At 62.1% G+C, this 16,548-nt stretch carries 19 protein-coding genes; 8 read left to right on the forward strand and 11 right to left on the reverse strand.

The annotated features are described in order from the left end of the window. Positions 1–134: 134 nt before the first annotated feature. The 5 genes from AC2CGW_RS04370 (at position 135) to AC2CGW_RS04390 (ending at position 3,879) form a co-directional block, all read left to right on the forward strand. Positions 135–1,952: a penicillin-binding protein activator gene (locus AC2CGW_RS04370; protein WP_484573579.1), complete on the forward strand. Its 1,818-nt coding sequence runs from the start codon at positions 135–137 to the stop codon at positions 1,950–1,952. Next, the gene (locus tag AC2CGW_RS04375; protein ID WP_484573580.1) at positions 1,952–2,323 is read left to right on the forward strand and encodes a YraN family protein; all 372 of its coding nucleotides are present in this window, start codon (positions 1,952–1,954) and stop codon (positions 2,321–2,323) included. The genes AC2CGW_RS04370 and AC2CGW_RS04375 overlap by 1 nt, the downstream gene beginning before the upstream one ends. 88 nt (positions 2,324–2,411) lie before the next feature. After that, positions 2,412–3,005: a phosphoheptose isomerase gene (locus tag AC2CGW_RS04380; protein ID WP_054893997.1), complete on the forward strand. Its 594-nt coding sequence runs from the start codon at positions 2,412–2,414 to the stop codon at positions 3,003–3,005. Then, on the forward strand, positions 3,002–3,580 hold the full coding sequence (locus AC2CGW_RS04385; RefSeq protein ID WP_063546017.1) for a BON domain-containing protein: 579 nt from the start codon (positions 3,002–3,004) through the stop codon (positions 3,578–3,580). Before AC2CGW_RS04380 ends, AC2CGW_RS04385 begins: the two co-directional genes overlap by 4 nt. A gap of 80 nt (positions 3,581–3,660) precedes the next feature. Further along, positions 3,661–3,879: a YgdI/YgdR family lipoprotein gene (locus AC2CGW_RS04390; protein WP_063546018.1), complete on the forward strand. Its 219-nt coding sequence runs from the start codon at positions 3,661–3,663 to the stop codon at positions 3,877–3,879. A 46-nt stretch (positions 3,880–3,925) separates the two neighbouring features. Here AC2CGW_RS04390 and AC2CGW_RS04395 read toward each other — a convergent pair whose 3' ends face one another. The 7 genes from AC2CGW_RS04395 to rplM form a co-directional block, all read right to left on the reverse strand. Next, positions 3,926–4,357: a ClpXP protease specificity-enhancing factor gene (locus AC2CGW_RS04395; RefSeq protein WP_484573581.1), complete on the reverse strand. Its 432-nt coding sequence runs from the start codon at positions 4,355–4,357 to the stop codon at positions 3,926–3,928. A gap of 10 nt (positions 4,358–4,367) precedes the next feature. Further along, complete coding sequence (locus tag AC2CGW_RS04400; protein WP_484573582.1) at positions 4,368–4,991, reverse strand: glutathione S-transferase N-terminal domain-containing protein; 624 nt, start codon at positions 4,989–4,991, stop codon at positions 4,368–4,370. A gap of 121 nt (positions 4,992–5,112) precedes the next feature. Next, positions 5,113–5,892 (reverse strand): cytochrome c1, encoded by a 780-nt coding sequence (locus tag AC2CGW_RS04405; protein ID WP_054893992.1) that lies wholly within the window; start codon positions 5,890–5,892, stop codon positions 5,113–5,115. Next, positions 5,892–7,103 (reverse strand): cytochrome b, encoded by a 1,212-nt coding sequence (locus AC2CGW_RS04410; RefSeq protein WP_054893991.1) that lies wholly within the window; start codon positions 7,101–7,103, stop codon positions 5,892–5,894. Before AC2CGW_RS04410 ends, AC2CGW_RS04405 begins: the two co-directional genes overlap by 1 nt. Beyond that, the gene (gene petA, locus AC2CGW_RS04415) at positions 7,103–7,696 is read right to left on the reverse strand and encodes a ubiquinol-cytochrome c reductase iron-sulfur subunit (RefSeq protein ID WP_054893990.1); all 594 of its coding nucleotides are present in this window, start codon (positions 7,694–7,696) and stop codon (positions 7,103–7,105) included. Before petA ends, AC2CGW_RS04410 begins: the two co-directional genes overlap by 1 nt. 262 nt (positions 7,697–7,958) lie before the next feature. Next, positions 7,959–8,351, reverse strand: coding sequence for a 30S ribosomal protein S9 (rpsI, locus tag AC2CGW_RS04420; protein WP_054893989.1), 393 nt, complete (start codon positions 8,349–8,351; stop codon positions 7,959–7,961). A 14-nt stretch (positions 8,352–8,365) separates the two neighbouring features. Then, the gene (gene rplM, locus AC2CGW_RS04425) at positions 8,366–8,794 is read right to left on the reverse strand and encodes a 50S ribosomal protein L13 (protein WP_054893988.1); all 429 of its coding nucleotides are present in this window, start codon (positions 8,792–8,794) and stop codon (positions 8,366–8,368) included. Positions 8,795–9,051: 257 nt separating this feature from the next. On the opposite strand from rplM, the gene AC2CGW_RS04430 reads away from it, so the two are divergent. After that, positions 9,052–10,092 (forward strand): NADP(H)-dependent aldo-keto reductase, encoded by a 1,041-nt coding sequence (locus AC2CGW_RS04430; protein ID WP_411383190.1) that lies wholly within the window; start codon positions 9,052–9,054, stop codon positions 10,090–10,092. 282 nt (positions 10,093–10,374) lie between these two features. Beyond that, positions 10,375–11,271 (forward strand): GlxA family transcriptional regulator, encoded by an 897-nt coding sequence (locus AC2CGW_RS04435; RefSeq protein WP_484573687.1) that lies wholly within the window; start codon positions 10,375–10,377, stop codon positions 11,269–11,271. 63 nt (positions 11,272–11,334) lie between these two features. On the opposite strand, the gene zapE is transcribed toward AC2CGW_RS04435, so the two are convergent. The 3 genes from zapE to AC2CGW_RS04450 all read right to left on the reverse strand — a co-directional run bounded on the left by zapE (position 11,335) and on the right by AC2CGW_RS04450 (position 14,619). Further along, positions 11,335–12,429 carry a cell division protein ZapE gene (zapE, locus tag AC2CGW_RS04440; RefSeq protein ID WP_484573583.1) on the reverse strand — a complete coding sequence of 365 codons (1,095 nt, stop codon included), beginning with the start codon at positions 12,427–12,429 and terminating at the stop codon, positions 11,335–11,337. Between the two features lie 179 nt (positions 12,430–12,608). After that, on the reverse strand, positions 12,609–13,958 hold the full coding sequence (locus AC2CGW_RS04445; RefSeq protein WP_186711351.1) for a tryptophan--tRNA ligase: 1,350 nt from the start codon (positions 13,956–13,958) through the stop codon (positions 12,609–12,611). A 25-nt stretch (positions 13,959–13,983) separates the two neighbouring features. After that, on the reverse strand, positions 13,984–14,619 hold the full coding sequence (locus AC2CGW_RS04450) for an alpha/beta hydrolase (RefSeq protein ID WP_484573584.1): 636 nt from the start codon (positions 14,617–14,619) through the stop codon (positions 13,984–13,986). A 135-nt stretch (positions 14,620–14,754) separates the two neighbouring features. Here AC2CGW_RS04450 and AC2CGW_RS04455 point away from each other — a divergent pair, with 135 nt between their 5' ends. Then, positions 14,755–15,192 carry a Z-ring associated ZapG family protein gene (locus AC2CGW_RS04455; protein ID WP_054893983.1) on the forward strand — a complete coding sequence of 146 codons (438 nt, stop codon included), beginning with the start codon at positions 14,755–14,757 and terminating at the stop codon, positions 15,190–15,192. Between the two features lie 70 nt (positions 15,193–15,262). Here the strand turns inward: AC2CGW_RS04455 and AC2CGW_RS04460 are convergent, their stop codons facing one another. Then, complete coding sequence (locus AC2CGW_RS04460) at positions 15,263–16,459, reverse strand: methionine gamma-lyase (RefSeq protein ID WP_484573585.1); 1,197 nt, start codon at positions 16,457–16,459, stop codon at positions 15,263–15,265. Positions 16,460–16,548 lie beyond the last annotated feature (89 nt).

Raw genomic sequence — 16,548 nt, forward strand, 5'->3', positions numbered from 1 at the left:
ACAAGGCGCAAAGAACTTGGCCGCCACCCCCTGACATGCGACCTATAGTGAAGGATCAGCGTCAGCAAGATCGCGCCCCGGCCAGCGCTTGGGTACAATTACCGGCCAACTTGATCGAGTAACAGGACCCTTACATGATCGCTTGCCTGCGGCTGCTCACAGCCCTCTGTCTCGCTGCCCTGCTGGCAGCCTGCGCCAGCTCGCCCTCATCCAGCCTGGGCGAACTGCCACGCACCCCGGACGCCAGCATCGAGCAACTGCTCGAGAAGGCGGCTTCCAGCAAGTCCGCCGAAGACGCCGCGCTGCTGCGCCTGAGCGCCGCCGACATGGCCTACCGGCAGAAGGACTTCCCACGCGCCGCACGCATCCTCGAGCAGGTTCCACTGGACACGCTCAAACCCGCCCAACAGGTGTTCGCCAGCACCCTGGCTGCCGAGCTGGCGATGAGCCGCAACCAGCCCAAGGCCGCCCTCGGCGCCCTGTCGCACCCGAGCCTGCAACGCGTCGGCGAGCTCCCCGAAGAGCAGCAGGTGCGCACCTACAGCGTGCATGCTGCAGCCCTCGAAGCCGACGGCCAGGCACTTCCTGCGGCCCAGCAGCGCATCTTGCTGGCTCCGCTGCTCAGCGGGCCGGACGGAACCAAGAACAACGATGCCATCTGGTCGCTGGTAGCCTCGCTGCCCGCCGACCAGCTGCAGCAACCAACCAGCAACCCGACCCTCGCCGGCTGGACCAGCCTGGCCCTGGCGGTCAAGAGCGCCGGCACCCTGGAGCAGCAACAGGCCGCCATCGACAGCTGGCGCCAGCAACATGCCGATCATCCGGCCGCCAAGCAGTTGCCTGACGCACTGGTCAAGCTCAAGCAACTGGCCAGCCAGCCGCTGACCAAGATCGCCCTGCTGCTGCCACAGGAAGGCCCGCTCGCCGGTGTAGCCCGCGCGCTGCGCGACGGCTTCATGGCAGCCCATTTCCAGGCCCAGCAATCCGGCCAGCCAGCGCCGGCGGTTCAGGTTTTCGACAGCTCGCGCCTCACCTCGCTGGACGACTTCTATCGCCAGGCCCAGGCGGCCGGCGTACAGCTGGTGATCGGTCCGCTCGAAAAACCACTGGTGAAGAAACTCGCCGACTACCCGCAACTGCCCATCACCACCCTGGCACTGAACTACGCCGAGGCCGGGCAGAAATCGCCACCACAACTGTTCCAGTTCGGCCTCGCCGCCGAGGACGAAGCTCGCGAAGTCTCTCGCCGTGCCCGCGCAGACGGCCTGGTCCGCGCCGTGGCCCTGGTGCCGAGCGGCGAATGGGGTGACCGCGTGCTCGCAGCTTTCCGCCAGGACTGGGAAGGCAACGGCGGCACCCTGCTCGCTGCCGAGCGCATCGCCCAGCCGGTGGCCCTGGCCCAACAGATCGCCGACCTGTTCCAGCTGCGCCAGAGCGAAGGTCGTGCCAAGAGCCTGCAGAGCGCCGTGGGTGGTAATGTCGCCGCACAACCATCGCGTCGCCAGGACATCGATTTCATCTTCCTCGCCGCCACCCCGCAGCAGGCCCAGCAGATCAAGCCGACCCTCAACTTCCAGTACGCGGGTGACGTACCGGTCTACGCCACCTCCAACCTCTACAGCGCCAGTGGTGACGTGAACCAGTACAACGACATGAACGGCGTCCGCTTCTGCGAAACCCCCTGGTTGCTGGACAACACCAACAGCCTGCGTCAGCAAGTCGTGCAGCAGTGGCCTCAAGCTGCCGGCAGCCTGGGTCGCCTGTACGCCATGGGTGTCGATGCCTACAGCCTGGCGCCACGCCTAGGCCAGCTCAAGGCGCTGCCTGACAACCGCGTCGAGGGCCTGTCCGGCAGCCTGAGCATCAACGCCAACCAGCGCATCGAACGCCAACTGCCATGGGCCGAATTCTCCGGCGGTCAGGTCAAGCGCCTGCCGGATACTGCACGCTGATGCCCGAGGCCTCCCCCACCAGCGCCGGGCTCGCGGCAGAAAACCAGGCCCTCGAGTATCTTCGAGGGCAAGGCCTGCAACTGCTGACGCGTAACTGGCGATGCAAGGGAGGCGAGCTTGATCTGGTCATGCTCGACGCCGATACAGTAGTATTCGTCGAAGTCCGCTACCGCTTGCACGCGGATTTCGGCGGAGCGCTCGAAAGTATCGACGCGCGCAAGCAGAAACGCCTGGCGCTTGCCGCCAACCTGTTCCTGCTGAAGGAGTCCCGCTGGGCCGATCACCCCTGCCGCTTCGACGTAGTCGCCCTGCAGGGCAGCCACCATGCAGGTCGGCCGCTTCAATGGCTGAAAAACGCCTTCGAATGCTGAACCCATTCCGATTTCTTTGCTCTATGTTTCGCGGGCTGGCCCCTGTCGCGCGTCGCGCAGGCCTCCGCCGCACTTAAGGTCACACCAGATGGACATGCAATCCCGAATTCGCCGGCTGTTCCAGGCCAGCATCGATACCAAGCAACAGGCAATGGACATCCTGGCACCGCACATCGAGCAGGCCAGCCTGGTCATGGTCAACGCGCTGCTCAACGAGGGCAAGATGCTCGCCTGCGGCAACGGTGGCTCGGCGGGCGACGCCCAGCATTTCTCCTCGGAACTGCTCAACCGCTTCGAGCGCGAGCGTCCGAGCCTGCCAGCCATCGCCCTGACCACCGACAGCTCGACCATCACCTCGATCGCCAACGACTACAGCTACAACGAAGTCTTCTCCAAGCAGATCCGCGCCCTGGGCCAACCCGGCGACGTACTGCTGGCGATCTCCACCAGCGGCAACTCGGCCAACGTGATCCAGGCGATCCAGGCCGCACATGATCGTGAAATGATTGTCGTAGCATTGACCGGACGTGACGGCGGCGGTATGGCTTCGCTGCTGCTGCCCGAGGATGTGGAGATCCGCGTCCCCTCCACGGTCACTGCGCGTATCCAGGAAGTCCACCTGCTGGCGATCCATTGCCTGTGCGATCTGATCGACAGCCAACTGTTCGGGAGTGAAGAATGATCCCCAAGCGCCTCGGCCTCATGGCCCTGACCCTGTGCCTCGGTATTTCCGGTTGCAGCTCGGTATTGACCTCGACCCGCAACTCGCCGATCGAAGATGATCGCGGCACCCGCACCATCGGTAGCAAGATCGACGATTCGCTGATCGAAACCAAGGTTTCGGTCAACGTCGCCAAGGCAAGCCCCGACCTGGACAAGGGCTCGCACATCGTCGTCAGCAGCTACAACGGCATCGTGCTGCTCGCCGGTCAAACGCCGCGCGCCGATCTCAAGAGCCTCGCCGAGCAGACCGCCGGCCAGGTACAACGGGTCAAGAAGGTGCATAACGAGCTGCAGGTGATGCAGCCCTCGTCGATCCTGGCACGCAACAACGACACCTGGCTGACCACCAAGATCAAGACCCAGATGATCGGTGATGCCAACGTTCCCAGCTCACGCATCAAGGTGATCACCGAGAACGGAATCGTCTACCTGCTCGGCCTGGTCACCCAGCAGGAAGCCAACGCCGCCACCAACGTGGTTCAGGGTGTGTCTGGCGTACAGAAGATCGTCAAGCTGTTCGAGTACATCGATTGATATCCAGGGCCACGGCGCGCGATGAATGCGCGCTGTAGCCCATCGCACCAGGTATTGCCGCAAACAACCCAGGAAAGCCCATGAAGAAGTCCCTGCTGTCCCTTCTCGCCATCACCGCCTTCGCCACCTTGGCCGGCTGCTCCACCCCGAGCACGATCACCCTCAACGACGGCCGCGAGCTGCAGACGCTCGACACGCCAAAGTTCGACAAAGACTCGGGCTTCTACGAATTCAAGCAGCTGGACGGCAAGCCGACCCGCATCAACAAGGACCAGGTACGCACGATCAAGGACCTGTAATCCGAACTTGAATAAAAAAGGCGATCCGGATGGATCGCCTTTTTTATTACTTGACCACTTTCAAGCTCGGCCGCCCACTGGGTCGCGGCGGCTGGCCACCACCCTCCGGCGGGCCATCATCATCAGGCTCGACGCCTTCGTCATCGAGCTCTTCGCCATCCATCAACGGCGGCTCCAGCTCGAACACCATGCCCTGGCCATTCTCCCGAGCATAGATACCCAGGATCGCGCCTGCCGGCACATAGAGCGAATGGGCCACGCCACTGAAGCGCCCCTCGAAGCTCACCGCGTCGTTGTCCATGTGCAGGTTACGCACAGCGCTGGGCGAAATGTTCAAGACGATCTGGCCATCGCTGGCAAATCCCTGGGGCACCTGGACCGCCGGATACTCGGCATTGACCAGCATATGGGGGGTGCAATCGTTGTCGACGATCCACTCGTACAGTGCTCTAACCAGATAGGGGCGACTGGAGTTCATCAACGGCTCCTTAAAGCTTGCGCATTTCACGTTCAGCAGCAGACAGGCTCGCCTGGAAAGGCTCGCGAGCGAACTGTCGCTCCATATAATCCAGCAGCGGCTTGGCTTGCCGCGGCAGTTCGATACCCAGGACCGGCAATCGCCAGAGTATGGGCAGTAGACAACAATCGACCAGGCTTTGCTCCTCGCTCATGAAGCAGGGAAACTCGCCGAACAGCGCCGAGACACCGGTCAGACTCTCGCGCAGCGACTTGCGCGCCGCGCCACGCGCAGCCTCGGCGGCACGCGGATCGAGAATGACATCAGCCAGTGCACACCAGTCACGCTGGATACGGTGCATCAGCAGGCGGCTGTTGCCGCGCGCCACCGGGTATACCGGCATCAGCGGCGGATGAGGATAACGCTCCTCGAGGTATTCCATCACCACGGTCGATTCGTACAACGCCAGGTCGCGGTCGACCAGGGTTGGCACGCTGCCATAGGGGTTCACTTCGATCAGTTTGGGCGGCAGACGATCGGCGATGACGTCGATGATCTGCACACTGACGCCCTTCTCGGCGAGAACGAGGCGTACCCGATGAGAATAATGGTCAGCGGGGTCGGAATAGCAGGCTAACCTGTTGGTCGCGCCCATGTAGCTCCTCCTCGCATGGGGATGCTTGTGAAACTGCAAATGCAAACGCGCCCTGGGAGGCTCCTCGCGATTGCGCAGGAGCACCCCAGGGCGCGTTCAACTACCAGAAACTACTGCGTGATCAGTGCACGTCCTTCCAGTATTCGCGCTTGAGCAAGTAGGCGAACACGAAGAAGAAAGCCAGGTACAGCAGGACATAGGTGCCGATGCGCTGACTTTCCAGTTTGACCGGGTTGGCCGAATAGGCCAGGAAGGTCACCAGGTTCTTGACCTTCTCGTCGAACTGCTCGGGCGTCAGGGTACCGGATTTCGGCTCGATGGTCAGCTGGTCACAGGCTTCATGGGTCAAAGGACTGCCAGTCAGCGGGTCGAATTGCTTCTTGCCGTCGACCACTGTCTGGATCTGCTTGCAGCCAATCACCTGGTTGCCCTGCAGCCCGACCAGCACGTTGGGCATGCCCACGTTCGGGAAGACCTTGTTGTTCACCCCATAAGGGCGCGACTTGTCTTCGTAGAAGCTGTGCAGGTAGCTGTACAGCCAATCGTTGCCACGCACTCGGGCGACCAACGTGAGATCAGGCGGCGCCGCACCGAACCAGGTCTTGGCATCGCTGGGCTGCATGCCGATCTTCATGTGATCGCCGATCTTGGCCCCCGTGAACACCAGCTTTTCGAGCATCAGCTCGTGGGGGATGCCCAGGTCATCGGCAACCCGCTCGTACCGCTGGAACTTGGCGCTGTGGCAACCCATGCAATAGTTGGCGAAGGTGCGCGCCCCGTCTTGCAACGCGGCCTTGTCGGTCAGGTCGATATCGACCTTCTGCAGCTCCACACCCTGCTCGGCAGCAAAGGATAAGGCAGGCATCAATGCCAGGAACATTACTGCAATAAACTTTTTCATCAGCCAGTCACCCTTTCCGGAACCGGTTTTGTCTTCTCGAGCCTTGTGTAGAACGGCATCAACAGGAAGTAGGCGAAATACAGCACGGTGCAGACCTGGGACAGCAGGGTCCGTCCGGGCGTAGGCGCCAGCACACCGAGCACGCCGAGAATGATGAAGGCCACGCAGAACACCAGCAGGAAGATCTTGCTCAACCAGCCCTTGTAGCGCATGGAGCGCACCGGACTGCGATCGAGCCAGGGCAACACGAACAGCACCGCAATCGCCGCGCCCATGGCGATGACACCGAACAGCTTGTCAGGCACCGCCCGCAGGATCGCGTAGAAGGGCGTGAAGTACCACACCGGCGCAATGTGCTCGGGGGTCTTGAAGGCGTTGGCCTGCTCGAAGTTAGGTTTTTCCAGGAAGTAGCCACCCATTTCCGGGAAGAAGAACACCACGGCGCAGAACACGAAGAGGAATACCACGACCCCGACGATATCCTTGACCGTGTAGTACGGGTGGAAGGGAATGCCATCCAGCGGTACACCGTTCTCGTCCTTGTGCTTCTTGATGTCGACACCGTCCGGGTTGTTCGAGCCCACCTCGTGCAGTGCCAGGATGTGCAGCACCACAAGCCCGAGAATGACGATCGGCAGCGCCACCACATGCAGGGCAAAGAAGCGGTTCAGGGTGATGCCTGAGATCAGGTAGTCACCACGGATCCATTGAGTGAGATCATCGCCGATCACCGGGATGGCACCGAACAGCGAGATGATCACCTGGGCGCCCCAGTAGGACATCTGCCCCCAAGGCAGCAGGTAACCCATGAAGGCCTCGGCCATCAGCGCCAGGTAGATCAGCATGCCGAACAGCCACACCAGCTCACGCGGCTTTTGGTACGAACCGTAGAGCAACCCGCGGAACATGTGCAGGTAGACCACGATGAAGAACGCCGAGGCGCCGGTGGAGTGCAGATAGCGCAGAATCCAGCCGTACTCGACATCGCGCATGATGTACTCGACCGAGGCGAAGGCCTCTTCTGCCGAGGGCGTGAAGCTCATGGTCAGCCAGACCCCCGTGACGATCTGGTTGACCAGCACCAGCAACGCGAGGGAGCCAAAGAAGTACAGGAAGTTGAAGTTCTTGGGCGCGTAATACTTGCTCAGGTGGTCTTCCCACATTTTCGTGGCGGGGAAGCGAGCATCAATCCAGTCCATGAACTTGCTCATCATGCGTTCTCCTGATCGACGCCGATGACGATGATGTCGTCCGACTCGTACGAGTGCGGCGGCACTGGCAAATTGAGCGGGGCTGGCTGCGACTTGTAGACGCGACCCGCCAGATCATAGTGCGAGCCATGGCAAGGGCAGAAATAGCCACCGACCCACTTCGGACCGAGATCGGCGGGGGCGACTTCCGGACGGAAAGTCGGCGAGCACCCCAGGTGGGTGCACAAGCCAACGAGGATGAGTATTTCCGGCTTGATCGAGCGAACCTCGGGATCGACGTAGGTCGGCTGCACCGAAGCCTTGGACTCGGGGTCGGACAGGTCTGCAGTGATCTTTTTCAGATTGCCGAGGATCTCTTGCGTTCGTCGCACGATGAACACCGGCTGACCGCGCCATTCGGCAACCATCTGCTGCCCGGGCTCAACCTTGGCGATGTTGACCTTCACCGGTGCCCCAGCGGCTTTCGCCTTGGCACTGGGGAACCATGACCCCACGAACGGTACCGCAGCCCCCACTGCCCCCGCAGCCCCCACCACGGATGTGGCAGCTACGAGGAAGCGGCGCCGGCCTGCGTTGACGCCGTCATTGCTCATTCAGTCCTCTCCCATCAGCTTTCTTCTCGCCCGCTGGATCAGGCGTCTATTAGTAATGTCTGTGGCGCTAAAAATTGGCCGCCATGGTAAGAAACAAATCCACACACTGACAAGGTGATTACCCCTGGTTCGGGCTACAACCCTCGCTTTGCTTGATCTGCGTCTATGTGACAACTCGGCCCGGACATGCTGACAGGTTAGTTCAAGACATAAAAAAAGCCCGGTTCCAAGGAACCGGGCTTTTTCGACTGCCGAAGCGGTATTAACGCTTGGAGTACTGAGGACGCTTACGCGCTTTACGCAGACCCACTTTCTTACGCTCGACTTCACGAGCGTCGCGGGTGACGTAGCCAGCACGACGCAGAGCGCCACGCAGGGTTTCGTCGTATTCCATCAGAGCGCGGGTGATACCGTGGCGGATAGCACCGGCCTGACCGCTGACACCACCACCGGCGACGGTGACGTAGATGTCGAACTTCTCAACGGTCTCGGTCAGTTCCAGCGGCTGGCGAACAACCATGCGAGCGGTTTCGCGGCCGAAGAAAGTGTCCAGAGGACGGTTGTTGATGGAAATGTTACCAGTACCCGGACGCAGGAAAACGCGAGCGGTTGCGGTCTTGCGACGGCCAGTGCCGTAATTTTGAGTCGCCGACATAATGAACTATCCCGTTAGATCTTCAGTTCTTGAGGCTGCTGAGCAGTGTGAGGGTGGGTAGCACCCGCGTACACTTTCAGCTTGCGGTACATGTCGCGACCCAGCGGGTTCTTCGGCAGCATGCCTTTGACCGCGGTCTCGATGACGCGCTCAGGGGCCTTGTCGATCAGCTTTTCGAAGCTGATTTCCTTGATGCCACCTGGGAAGCCGGAGTGGGAGTAGTACATCTTGTCCGAAGACTTGGCACCAGTTACACGAACCTGCTCGGCGTTGATGACGACGATGTAGTCGCCGGTGTCAACGTGAGGAGTGTACTCAGGCTTGTGTTTGCCGCGCAGACGGGTAGCGATTTCGGTAGCCAGACGACCCAGGGTCTGACCAGCGGCATCGATTACGAACCACTCGCGCTTTACTGTTTCCGGTTTAGCAGTAAAAGTTTTCATTCTCTAAAGCCTCAGAGGCCGCCCAGCGAAAAATAGACGGCGAATCTTACTGGATAGTGCACAACTTGCCAAGTGCAAGCGCGCAGCCGAGCACGGACGCTTTTGGGGGCTCGGGTCGGGCACGCCCATGATCGACGGGGTTCTTCCTGCGTGGTGGTGCATCACTTCCGCCACACGGAGAGGCCCAGCATTATCCAGATTGCGCAAAGATTTTCAACCTGCTTTGATGGTTTCTTTGTCCAGCAGAGAGCCTTCCGATGGAATACCGCAAGCTCGGCCGTACCGACCTCAACGTCAGCGCACTGTGCCTGGGCACCATGACCTGGGGTGAGCAGAACGTCCAGGATGAGGCCTTCGAGCAGATCGCTCTGGCCAAGGCCGCCGGCATCAACTTCATCGACACCGCCGAAATGTACCCGGTGCCGCCGCGCCCGGAGACCTACGCGGCGACCGAACGCATCATCGGCAACTGGTTCGCCGCCAATGGCGACCGTGACGACTGGATCCTCGCCAGCAAAGTCGCCGGCCCCGGTAACGGCATCAGCCATATCCGCGACGGCCAACTCAAGCACAACCGCCAGCACATCGTCGCCGCGCTGGACGAAAGCCTCAAGCGCCTGCAGACCGACCGCATCGACCTCTACCAGCTGCACTGGCCGGAGCGTTCGACCAACTTCTTCGGCAAGCTGGGCTACCAGCACCTGCCCAACGACCTGTTCACGCCGCTGGAGGAAACGCTGGAGGTGCTCGACGAGCAAGTGCGCGCCGGCAAGATCCGCCACATCGGCCTGTCCAACGAAACGCCATGGGGCACCATGAAGTTCCTGCACCTGGCCGAAAGCCGCGGCTGGCCACGGGCAGTGTCGATCCAGAACCCGTACAACCTGCTCAATCGCAGCTTCGAGGTGGGCCTGGCGGAAGTGGCGATCCGCGAGCAGTGCGGCCTGCTGGCTTATTCGCCACTGGCCTTCGGCATGCTGTCGGGCAAGTACGAGAACGGCGCGCGCCCGGAAAAGGCACGCCTGACCTTGTTCAGCCGCTTCGCCCGCTACTCCAACCCGCAGACCGTGGCCGCCTGCAGCCGCTACGTGCAGTTGGCCCGCGAGCATGGCCTGGATCCGGCGCAGATGGCCCTGGCATTCGTCACCCGCCAGCCGTTCGTGACCAGCAACATCATCGGGGCGACCGATCTCAAGCAATTGCAGAGCAACCTGGACAGCGCCAACCTGGTTCTGAGTGACGAACTGTTGGCGGCGATCGAGGCACTGCACCAGCAGCAGCCAAACCCGGCGCCCTGAGCGTGATCATGTACTGCCCTCTTCGCGAGCAAGCCCGCTCCCACAAGGTTCATCACAGGCCTTGTGGGAGCGGGCTTGCCCGCGAAGAGGGCAGCGCATTTCTTCGGGGTAGACACAATCGCCAAAAAATAAGACGATCCAGCCGGTGATTGACCACTCTACCCTATAAGAACAATGACAATGATGTTTACCCAACCCTCCGCGTCGTTGCGGCGCGTCAGCATCCTGGCCATTGATAAAGTGTTCGCTTCGACACTGATGCAGGCCAAGGACTTCTTCCACCTGGCCAGCCTGCGTTACAGCAAGCAACTGGGCCTGGGGCTGCAATCGATGTTCGAGATTCACCTGGTGAGCCCTGACGGCCAGCCGGTGGACAGCTTCAGCGACGTACAACTCCCCGTGGACAGTCGCCTGGGTGACGCCGATGTGATCATCCTCCCGGCGTTCTGGGACGACTTCGACAACCTGCTCGCCCGCTACCCGCAAGTGCTCCCCTGGCTGCGTGAGCAGCACGCCCGTGGCGCCGTGCTGTGCGGCGAAGCCAGCGGCGTGTTCTGGCTCGCCGAGTCAGGCCTGCTCGATGGCAAGGAGGCGACCACCTACTGGCGCTTCTTCAACAGCTTCGCCGAACGCTTCCCCACTATCCGCCTGAATCAGGACAAGCACCTGACCGACGCCGACAACCTATACTGCGCCGGCGGCACCACCTCGGCCTGCGACCTGTACATCTACCTGATCGAGCGTTTCTGCGGCGCCAACGTGGCGCGGGCGGTGGCTCGCGATATCCTCTACGAAGTGCAGCGCAACTACACGCCAGGGCGCATGGGCTTCGGCGGGCAGAAGCTGCACCAGGACCTGATCATCCTGCAGATCCAGCACTGGCTGGAGGAGCACTTCGCCGACAAGTTCCGCTTCGAGGACGTGGCGCGCAACCATGGCATGAGCATCCGCAACTTCATGCGCCGCTTCCAGAGCGCGACCGGGGACAAGCCACTGCACTACCTGCAGCGCCTGCGTATCGAGACCGCCAAGGGCCTGCTCTCGAGCACCCGCAAGAGCATCAAGACCATCAGTTATGAGGTGGGGTACGACGACGCGAGCTTCTTCGCCCGGCTGTTCCGCCAGCACACCGAACTGTCGCCGAACCAGTATCGGCAGCAGTTCATGCAGGAGGCCTGAGAACACCAACCACCCCTGGCAGGTGCGCGGCAAGCCCGCGCCTGCCAGGGGACAGGTACTGCTTCAGGGCTTGTGCGCGCGAGCCAGGAACTCGTGGGACTGCATTTCCAGCAGTCGGCTGAGCGTACGCTGGAACTCGAAGCTCAGGCGCCCGCCGGTGTACAGGTCCTTGAGCTCGACTTCGGCCGAAATGATCAGCTTGACGTTGCGATCATAGAACTCGTCGACCATGTTGATGAAGCGGCGGGCGATGTCGTCGGTGGTGACGCCCATCTGCTCGACGTTGCTCAGCAGCACGGCATGGAAGATCTTGCCCAACTCGATGTAGTCGTTCTGGCTGCGTGGCCCATCGCACAAGGCGCGGAAGTCGAACCAGGCGACGTCGTCACAGGTGCGCAACGCGTGGATCTCGCGATTCTCGATCATCAGCACGTCGTTCTCGACCGCCTGGGTGCAATCGGGGGTCAGGGCCTTGAAACTGGCGCGCATACTCTCGTGGGCGGCTTCGTTGAGCGGGAAGTGGAACAGCTCGGCCTGCTCCAGGTGGCGCAAGCGATAGTCAACGCCACTGTCGACGTTCACCACATCGGTGTACTGCTTGATCATGGCGATGGCCGGGAGGAAGCGCGCACGCTGCAGGCCGTCCTTGTACAGGCCGTCCGGCACGATGTTGGAGGTGGCCACCAAAGAGACGCCGTTCTTGAACAGCTCTTCCATCAAGGTGCCGAGGATCATGGCGTCGGTGATGTCGGACACGAAGAACTCATCGAAGCAGATCACCTTGGCTTCCTGGGAGAAGCGCTTGGCGATGATGGTCAGCGGGTTCTTCTCACCCTTGAGGGTTTTCATTTCCTCGTGCACACGCTTCATGAAGCGGTGGAAGTGGGTGCGCATCTTCTCCTTGAACGGCAGCGCCTCGAAGAAGGTGTCGACCAGGTAGGTCTTGCCACGCCCTACCCCGCCCCAGAAATACAGGCCTTTGACCGGTGTCTGCTCCTTCTTGCCGAACAGCTTGCCGAACACGCCCGGCTTGTTGCTCTGCGCGGCGACCAGGTCGTCGTAAAGGCGCTGCAAGTGACGCACCGCCGTTTCCTGCGCCGCGTCATGGAAGAAATCGGGGCGTTTCAGATCTGCTTGATATCGTTCTAGGGGCGTCATGATTCGTTAGCGAGGCAACAAAAAACGGGCCGTCACTGTAGCGACCGGCCCGCTTAATGGCAATCAGTCTGTAGGAGCGGGCTTGCCCGCGAACACCGGCATGGCCGGTGCCATGCAACGCGGCGCCTGCTTCGCGGGCAAGTCGGAGCGCCGAACCGCCGCTCCTACAGGTCCCTGTTTCAGTCCTGCTGGGGCGCCAACGCCTCACGCAGGCTCAGCACCGCCGCATCACGGGCGCTTGCATCGGCGAACTGCGGGCCTTCGGCCACCTGCTCGCCATCGAGCCACAGGCTGAAGCCCAGGCCATCTACACGCACATCCGCCTCGCCACCCTGCTGCAGTTGCTTGCTCACCGCGCCTGCACTCTTGCCGTCGGCGAAGCTGCGCGACAGCAACAATTGCTCGCCATCGGCGGCCAGGAGGCGGAAGCGGAAGCTGCCGTCTTCATCGCGGAAGCTGACGAAGCGCGCGCTCTTGGCAGCCTTCTTCTTCACTTCGGCGTTGACCTGGACGCTGCTGCGGAAGGAGCGCAGGCCCACCGACTCACGCAACTGCTCGAGGAACGGCGTGGCGATCTTGCGCGCCTTGGCTGCGCCGGCCAGGAGGATGTCTTCCAGGTCCGACGGACGCGAGATCAGTTGATGGTAGTGCTCGCGCTTCTCGGCCAACTGGCCGTCGAGCAACTGGAACAGGCGGCTCTTCGCCTCGCCCCAGCCCAGGCCCTGCAGCAACTCTTCGCGGAACTCGCCGGCTTGTGCGGCGCTGGCGAAGGCCTGGTACAGGGTGAACAGGTGGGAGTTGTCCGGATCCTTCGCCTCGCCTGGCGCACGCGAGTCGGTGACGATGCGCGAGATGGCGTCCTTCATGTCCTTGGCGCTGGTGAACAGCGGGATGGTGTTGTCGTAGCTTTTGGACATCTTGCGACCGTCCAGGCCTGGGAGCGTGGCCACGCTTTCCTCGATCACCGCCTCGGGCAGAACGAAGAACTCCTTGCCCTGGCCGAACAGGTGGTTGAAGCGCTGGCCGATGTCACGGGCCATTTCAACGTGCTGGATCTGGTCACGACCGACCGGGACCTTATGTGCGTTGAACATCAGGATGTCGGCGGCCATCAGCACCGGGTAGCTGTATAGGCCCATGGACACGCCGGCATCCGGGTCTTCGCCGCTTTCCAGGTTCTTGTCGACCGAGGCCTTGTAGGCGTGGGCGCGATTGAGCAGGCCCTTGGCAGCCACGCAGGTCAGCAGCCAGGTCAGCTCAGGGATTTCAGGAATGTCGGACTGGCGGTAGAACGTGACCTTGTCCGGATCCAGGCCACCGGCCAGCCAGGTGGCGGCGATTTCCAGGCGCGAGCGCTGGATGCGCAGCGGGTCGTCGCACTTGATCAGGGCGTGATAGTCAGCCAGGAAGTAGAACGAGTCGGCACCGGGCTGCTGGCTGGCGAGGATCGCCGGACGGATGGCACCGGCGTAGTTGCCCAGGTGCGGAGTGCCGGTGGTGGTGATACCGGTGAGAATGCGCGTGGTCATGGGTGATCGCTTATTCAGGCTTGGCTCAGTTCGAAAGACGCGGCAGCACCAGATCCTTCAGATCGGTCAGCTTGCCATGGAAGAAGTGTCCGCATTCTGCCACTTTCAGCAGCTCATGGGGGCGCGTCAGTGTGTCGGACCATTCATAGACCAGCGCAGGGTCGACCACCTCGTCGGTGTCAGGCTGGACCACGGTGAGGGCGCAGCGCTCGGGCAGCGGGAAGTCGGCGGTCAGGCGCATCACCGCCGGGGCAATCATGAACAGATGTTGCAACTCGCTCCCGGCGCGTTCCAGCCGCCCGGCCAGGCTGGCGGCGACGAAGCCCCCGAACGAGAAGCCCATCAGTACCAGCGCCAGCTCAGGATGTGTGGCGCGCAGCCAGGCCGCGGCGGCCTCGGCATCGGCCACTTCGCCAGCGCCCATGTCGTGGCTGCCGGCGCTCTGGCCGACGCCACGGTAGTTGAAGCGCAGGGTGCTGTAGCCCGCATCGCGAGCCGTGCGCTGCAGCGTCGAGACCACCTTGTTGAGCATGGTGCCACCCTGGACCGGGTTGGGGTGGCAGATCAGCACCACGCCGCGGGCATCGGCCACGTCCAGGTACAAGGCTTCCAGCGGGCCACTGGGGCCATCGATGAACATGGGGGTTTCGCGGACAAGCAAGGCACTACTCCGTGACCTCGTGGGGGGTCGATTCGTCTAGAGGAGGAATTCTGTTCTGATTTGCGATCGCTCGCGGTATACAGCGCAGGTCTGAGCCGTTAACGTAAAGCAAAGCCGTTTATAGAGGAAGGACTCGTGGAACACTCGCTCCTTGTTTGGTTGCTGCCGACCCTGGCACTGGTCGTTGGTGTCGTCGTCGGTTTCGCCCTGGCCCGCCTTCTCCCCAACGCGGCTCCCAGCAGTACGCAACGCCAGCTGGACGACATCCAGCAGCGTTTCGACAATTACCAGAACGAAGTGGTCACCCACTTCAACAGCACTGCTTCGCTGGTCAAGAAACTGACCCAGAGCTACCAGGATGTGCAGGATCACCTGGCTGACGGGGCCAATCGCCTGGCCCTGGACGAGCTGACCCGCCAGCGCCTGCTCGCGTCGTTGCACTCCGAAGCCGCACAAGGTCCGCGCGATCGCCTGACACCGCCGAAGGATACCGCCGAAGTCCCACGCGACTACGCGCCCAAGGCGCCGAACTCGCCGGGCATGCTCGACGAGAGCTACGGCCTCAAGCGCTGACCCAGCAAGCATGACGAAGGCCGCGTAAAGCGGCCTTTTTTGTGCCCGTGAAAAGTGGCCATCACTTAACTCAAACACGGCTCCCGAGGGCCTGCCCAAGATCCGCCAGCAGGTCGTCGACATCCTCCAGGCCCACCGACAACCGCACCAACCCCTCGGAGATCCCATGCTGCGCTCGTTCCTCGGGCGTGTAGCTCGAATGGGTCATGCTCGCCGGGTGCTGCGCCAATGACTCGGCATCCCCCAGGCTCACCGCGCGGCAGAACAACTGCAACGCGTTCATGAAGCGTCGCCCCGCCTGGATGCCGCCCTTGAGTTCGAAGGCAATCATCCCGCCCGGCAAACGCATCTGCCGCTGCGCCAGGCCGAACTGCGCAAAGCTCGGCAGGCCCGGGTAATGAATCAGCTCGACCTGTGGATGACGCTCCAGAAACTGCGCCACGCGCAAGGCATTGCTGCAATGGCGCTCCATGCGCAGGGCCAGGGTTTTCATACCGCGCATCAGCAGCGATGCGTCGTGCGGCGACAGCACGGCGCCGGTCATGTCCTTCAAGCCTTCCAGGCGAATGCGGTCGATCAGCGCCTTGCGCCCCACCACCAGCCCGGCGGTGATATCGCCGTGGCCACTGAGGTACTTGGTCGCCGAATGCACCACCAGGTCCGCGCCTAGCTCCAGCGGGCGTTGCAGATAGGGGGTGCAATAGGTGTTGTCGATCACCACCAGCAGGTCATGCCGGCGCGCCACACCTACCACGGCGGCGATGTCCACCAGGTGCATGTTGGGGTTGGCCGGGGTCTCGAAATAGATCATCCGCGTGCTGGAAGTGATCGCCGCCTCGAGCGCGACCGGATCGTTCAGGTCAACATGCCGCACCTTCACGCCAAACTCGCCGATGCCATGGTGCAGGAAAGCAAAAGTGCAACCGTACAAGGTGTCGCCGACGATCAGCTCATCCCCCGGGCGCAGCAGGGTCCACATCGTCGAGGTGATGGCACCCATGCCCGAGGCCAGGGCCAGCCCCGCCTCGCCGCCCTCCAGCGACGCCATGCGCTGCTCCAGCAGGGCCAGGGTCGGGTTGGAGATCCGACTATAGAAGTGTCCGCACTGCTCTCCGGCAAAGCAGGCCGCGCCATACTCGACGCTTTCGAAAGCGTAGGTCGCGGTCTGGTAGACCGGCGGCACCAGCGCGCCACCATGGGACTGCGGGTCGTAGCCATGGTGAATGGCCCGCGTGGAAAAACCGGTCTTATCGACGGCAGCGCGCATGACAACAGCCTCCTTGTTGTTTGTTCTAAGCTTATGCCTTGGCACCCCGGATTTTTTTCCAAATTGCCCCGTGAACATCGGCAGTTCTG

It is taken from the genome of Pseudomonas sp. SYWMCR5, from assembly GCF_057197165.1.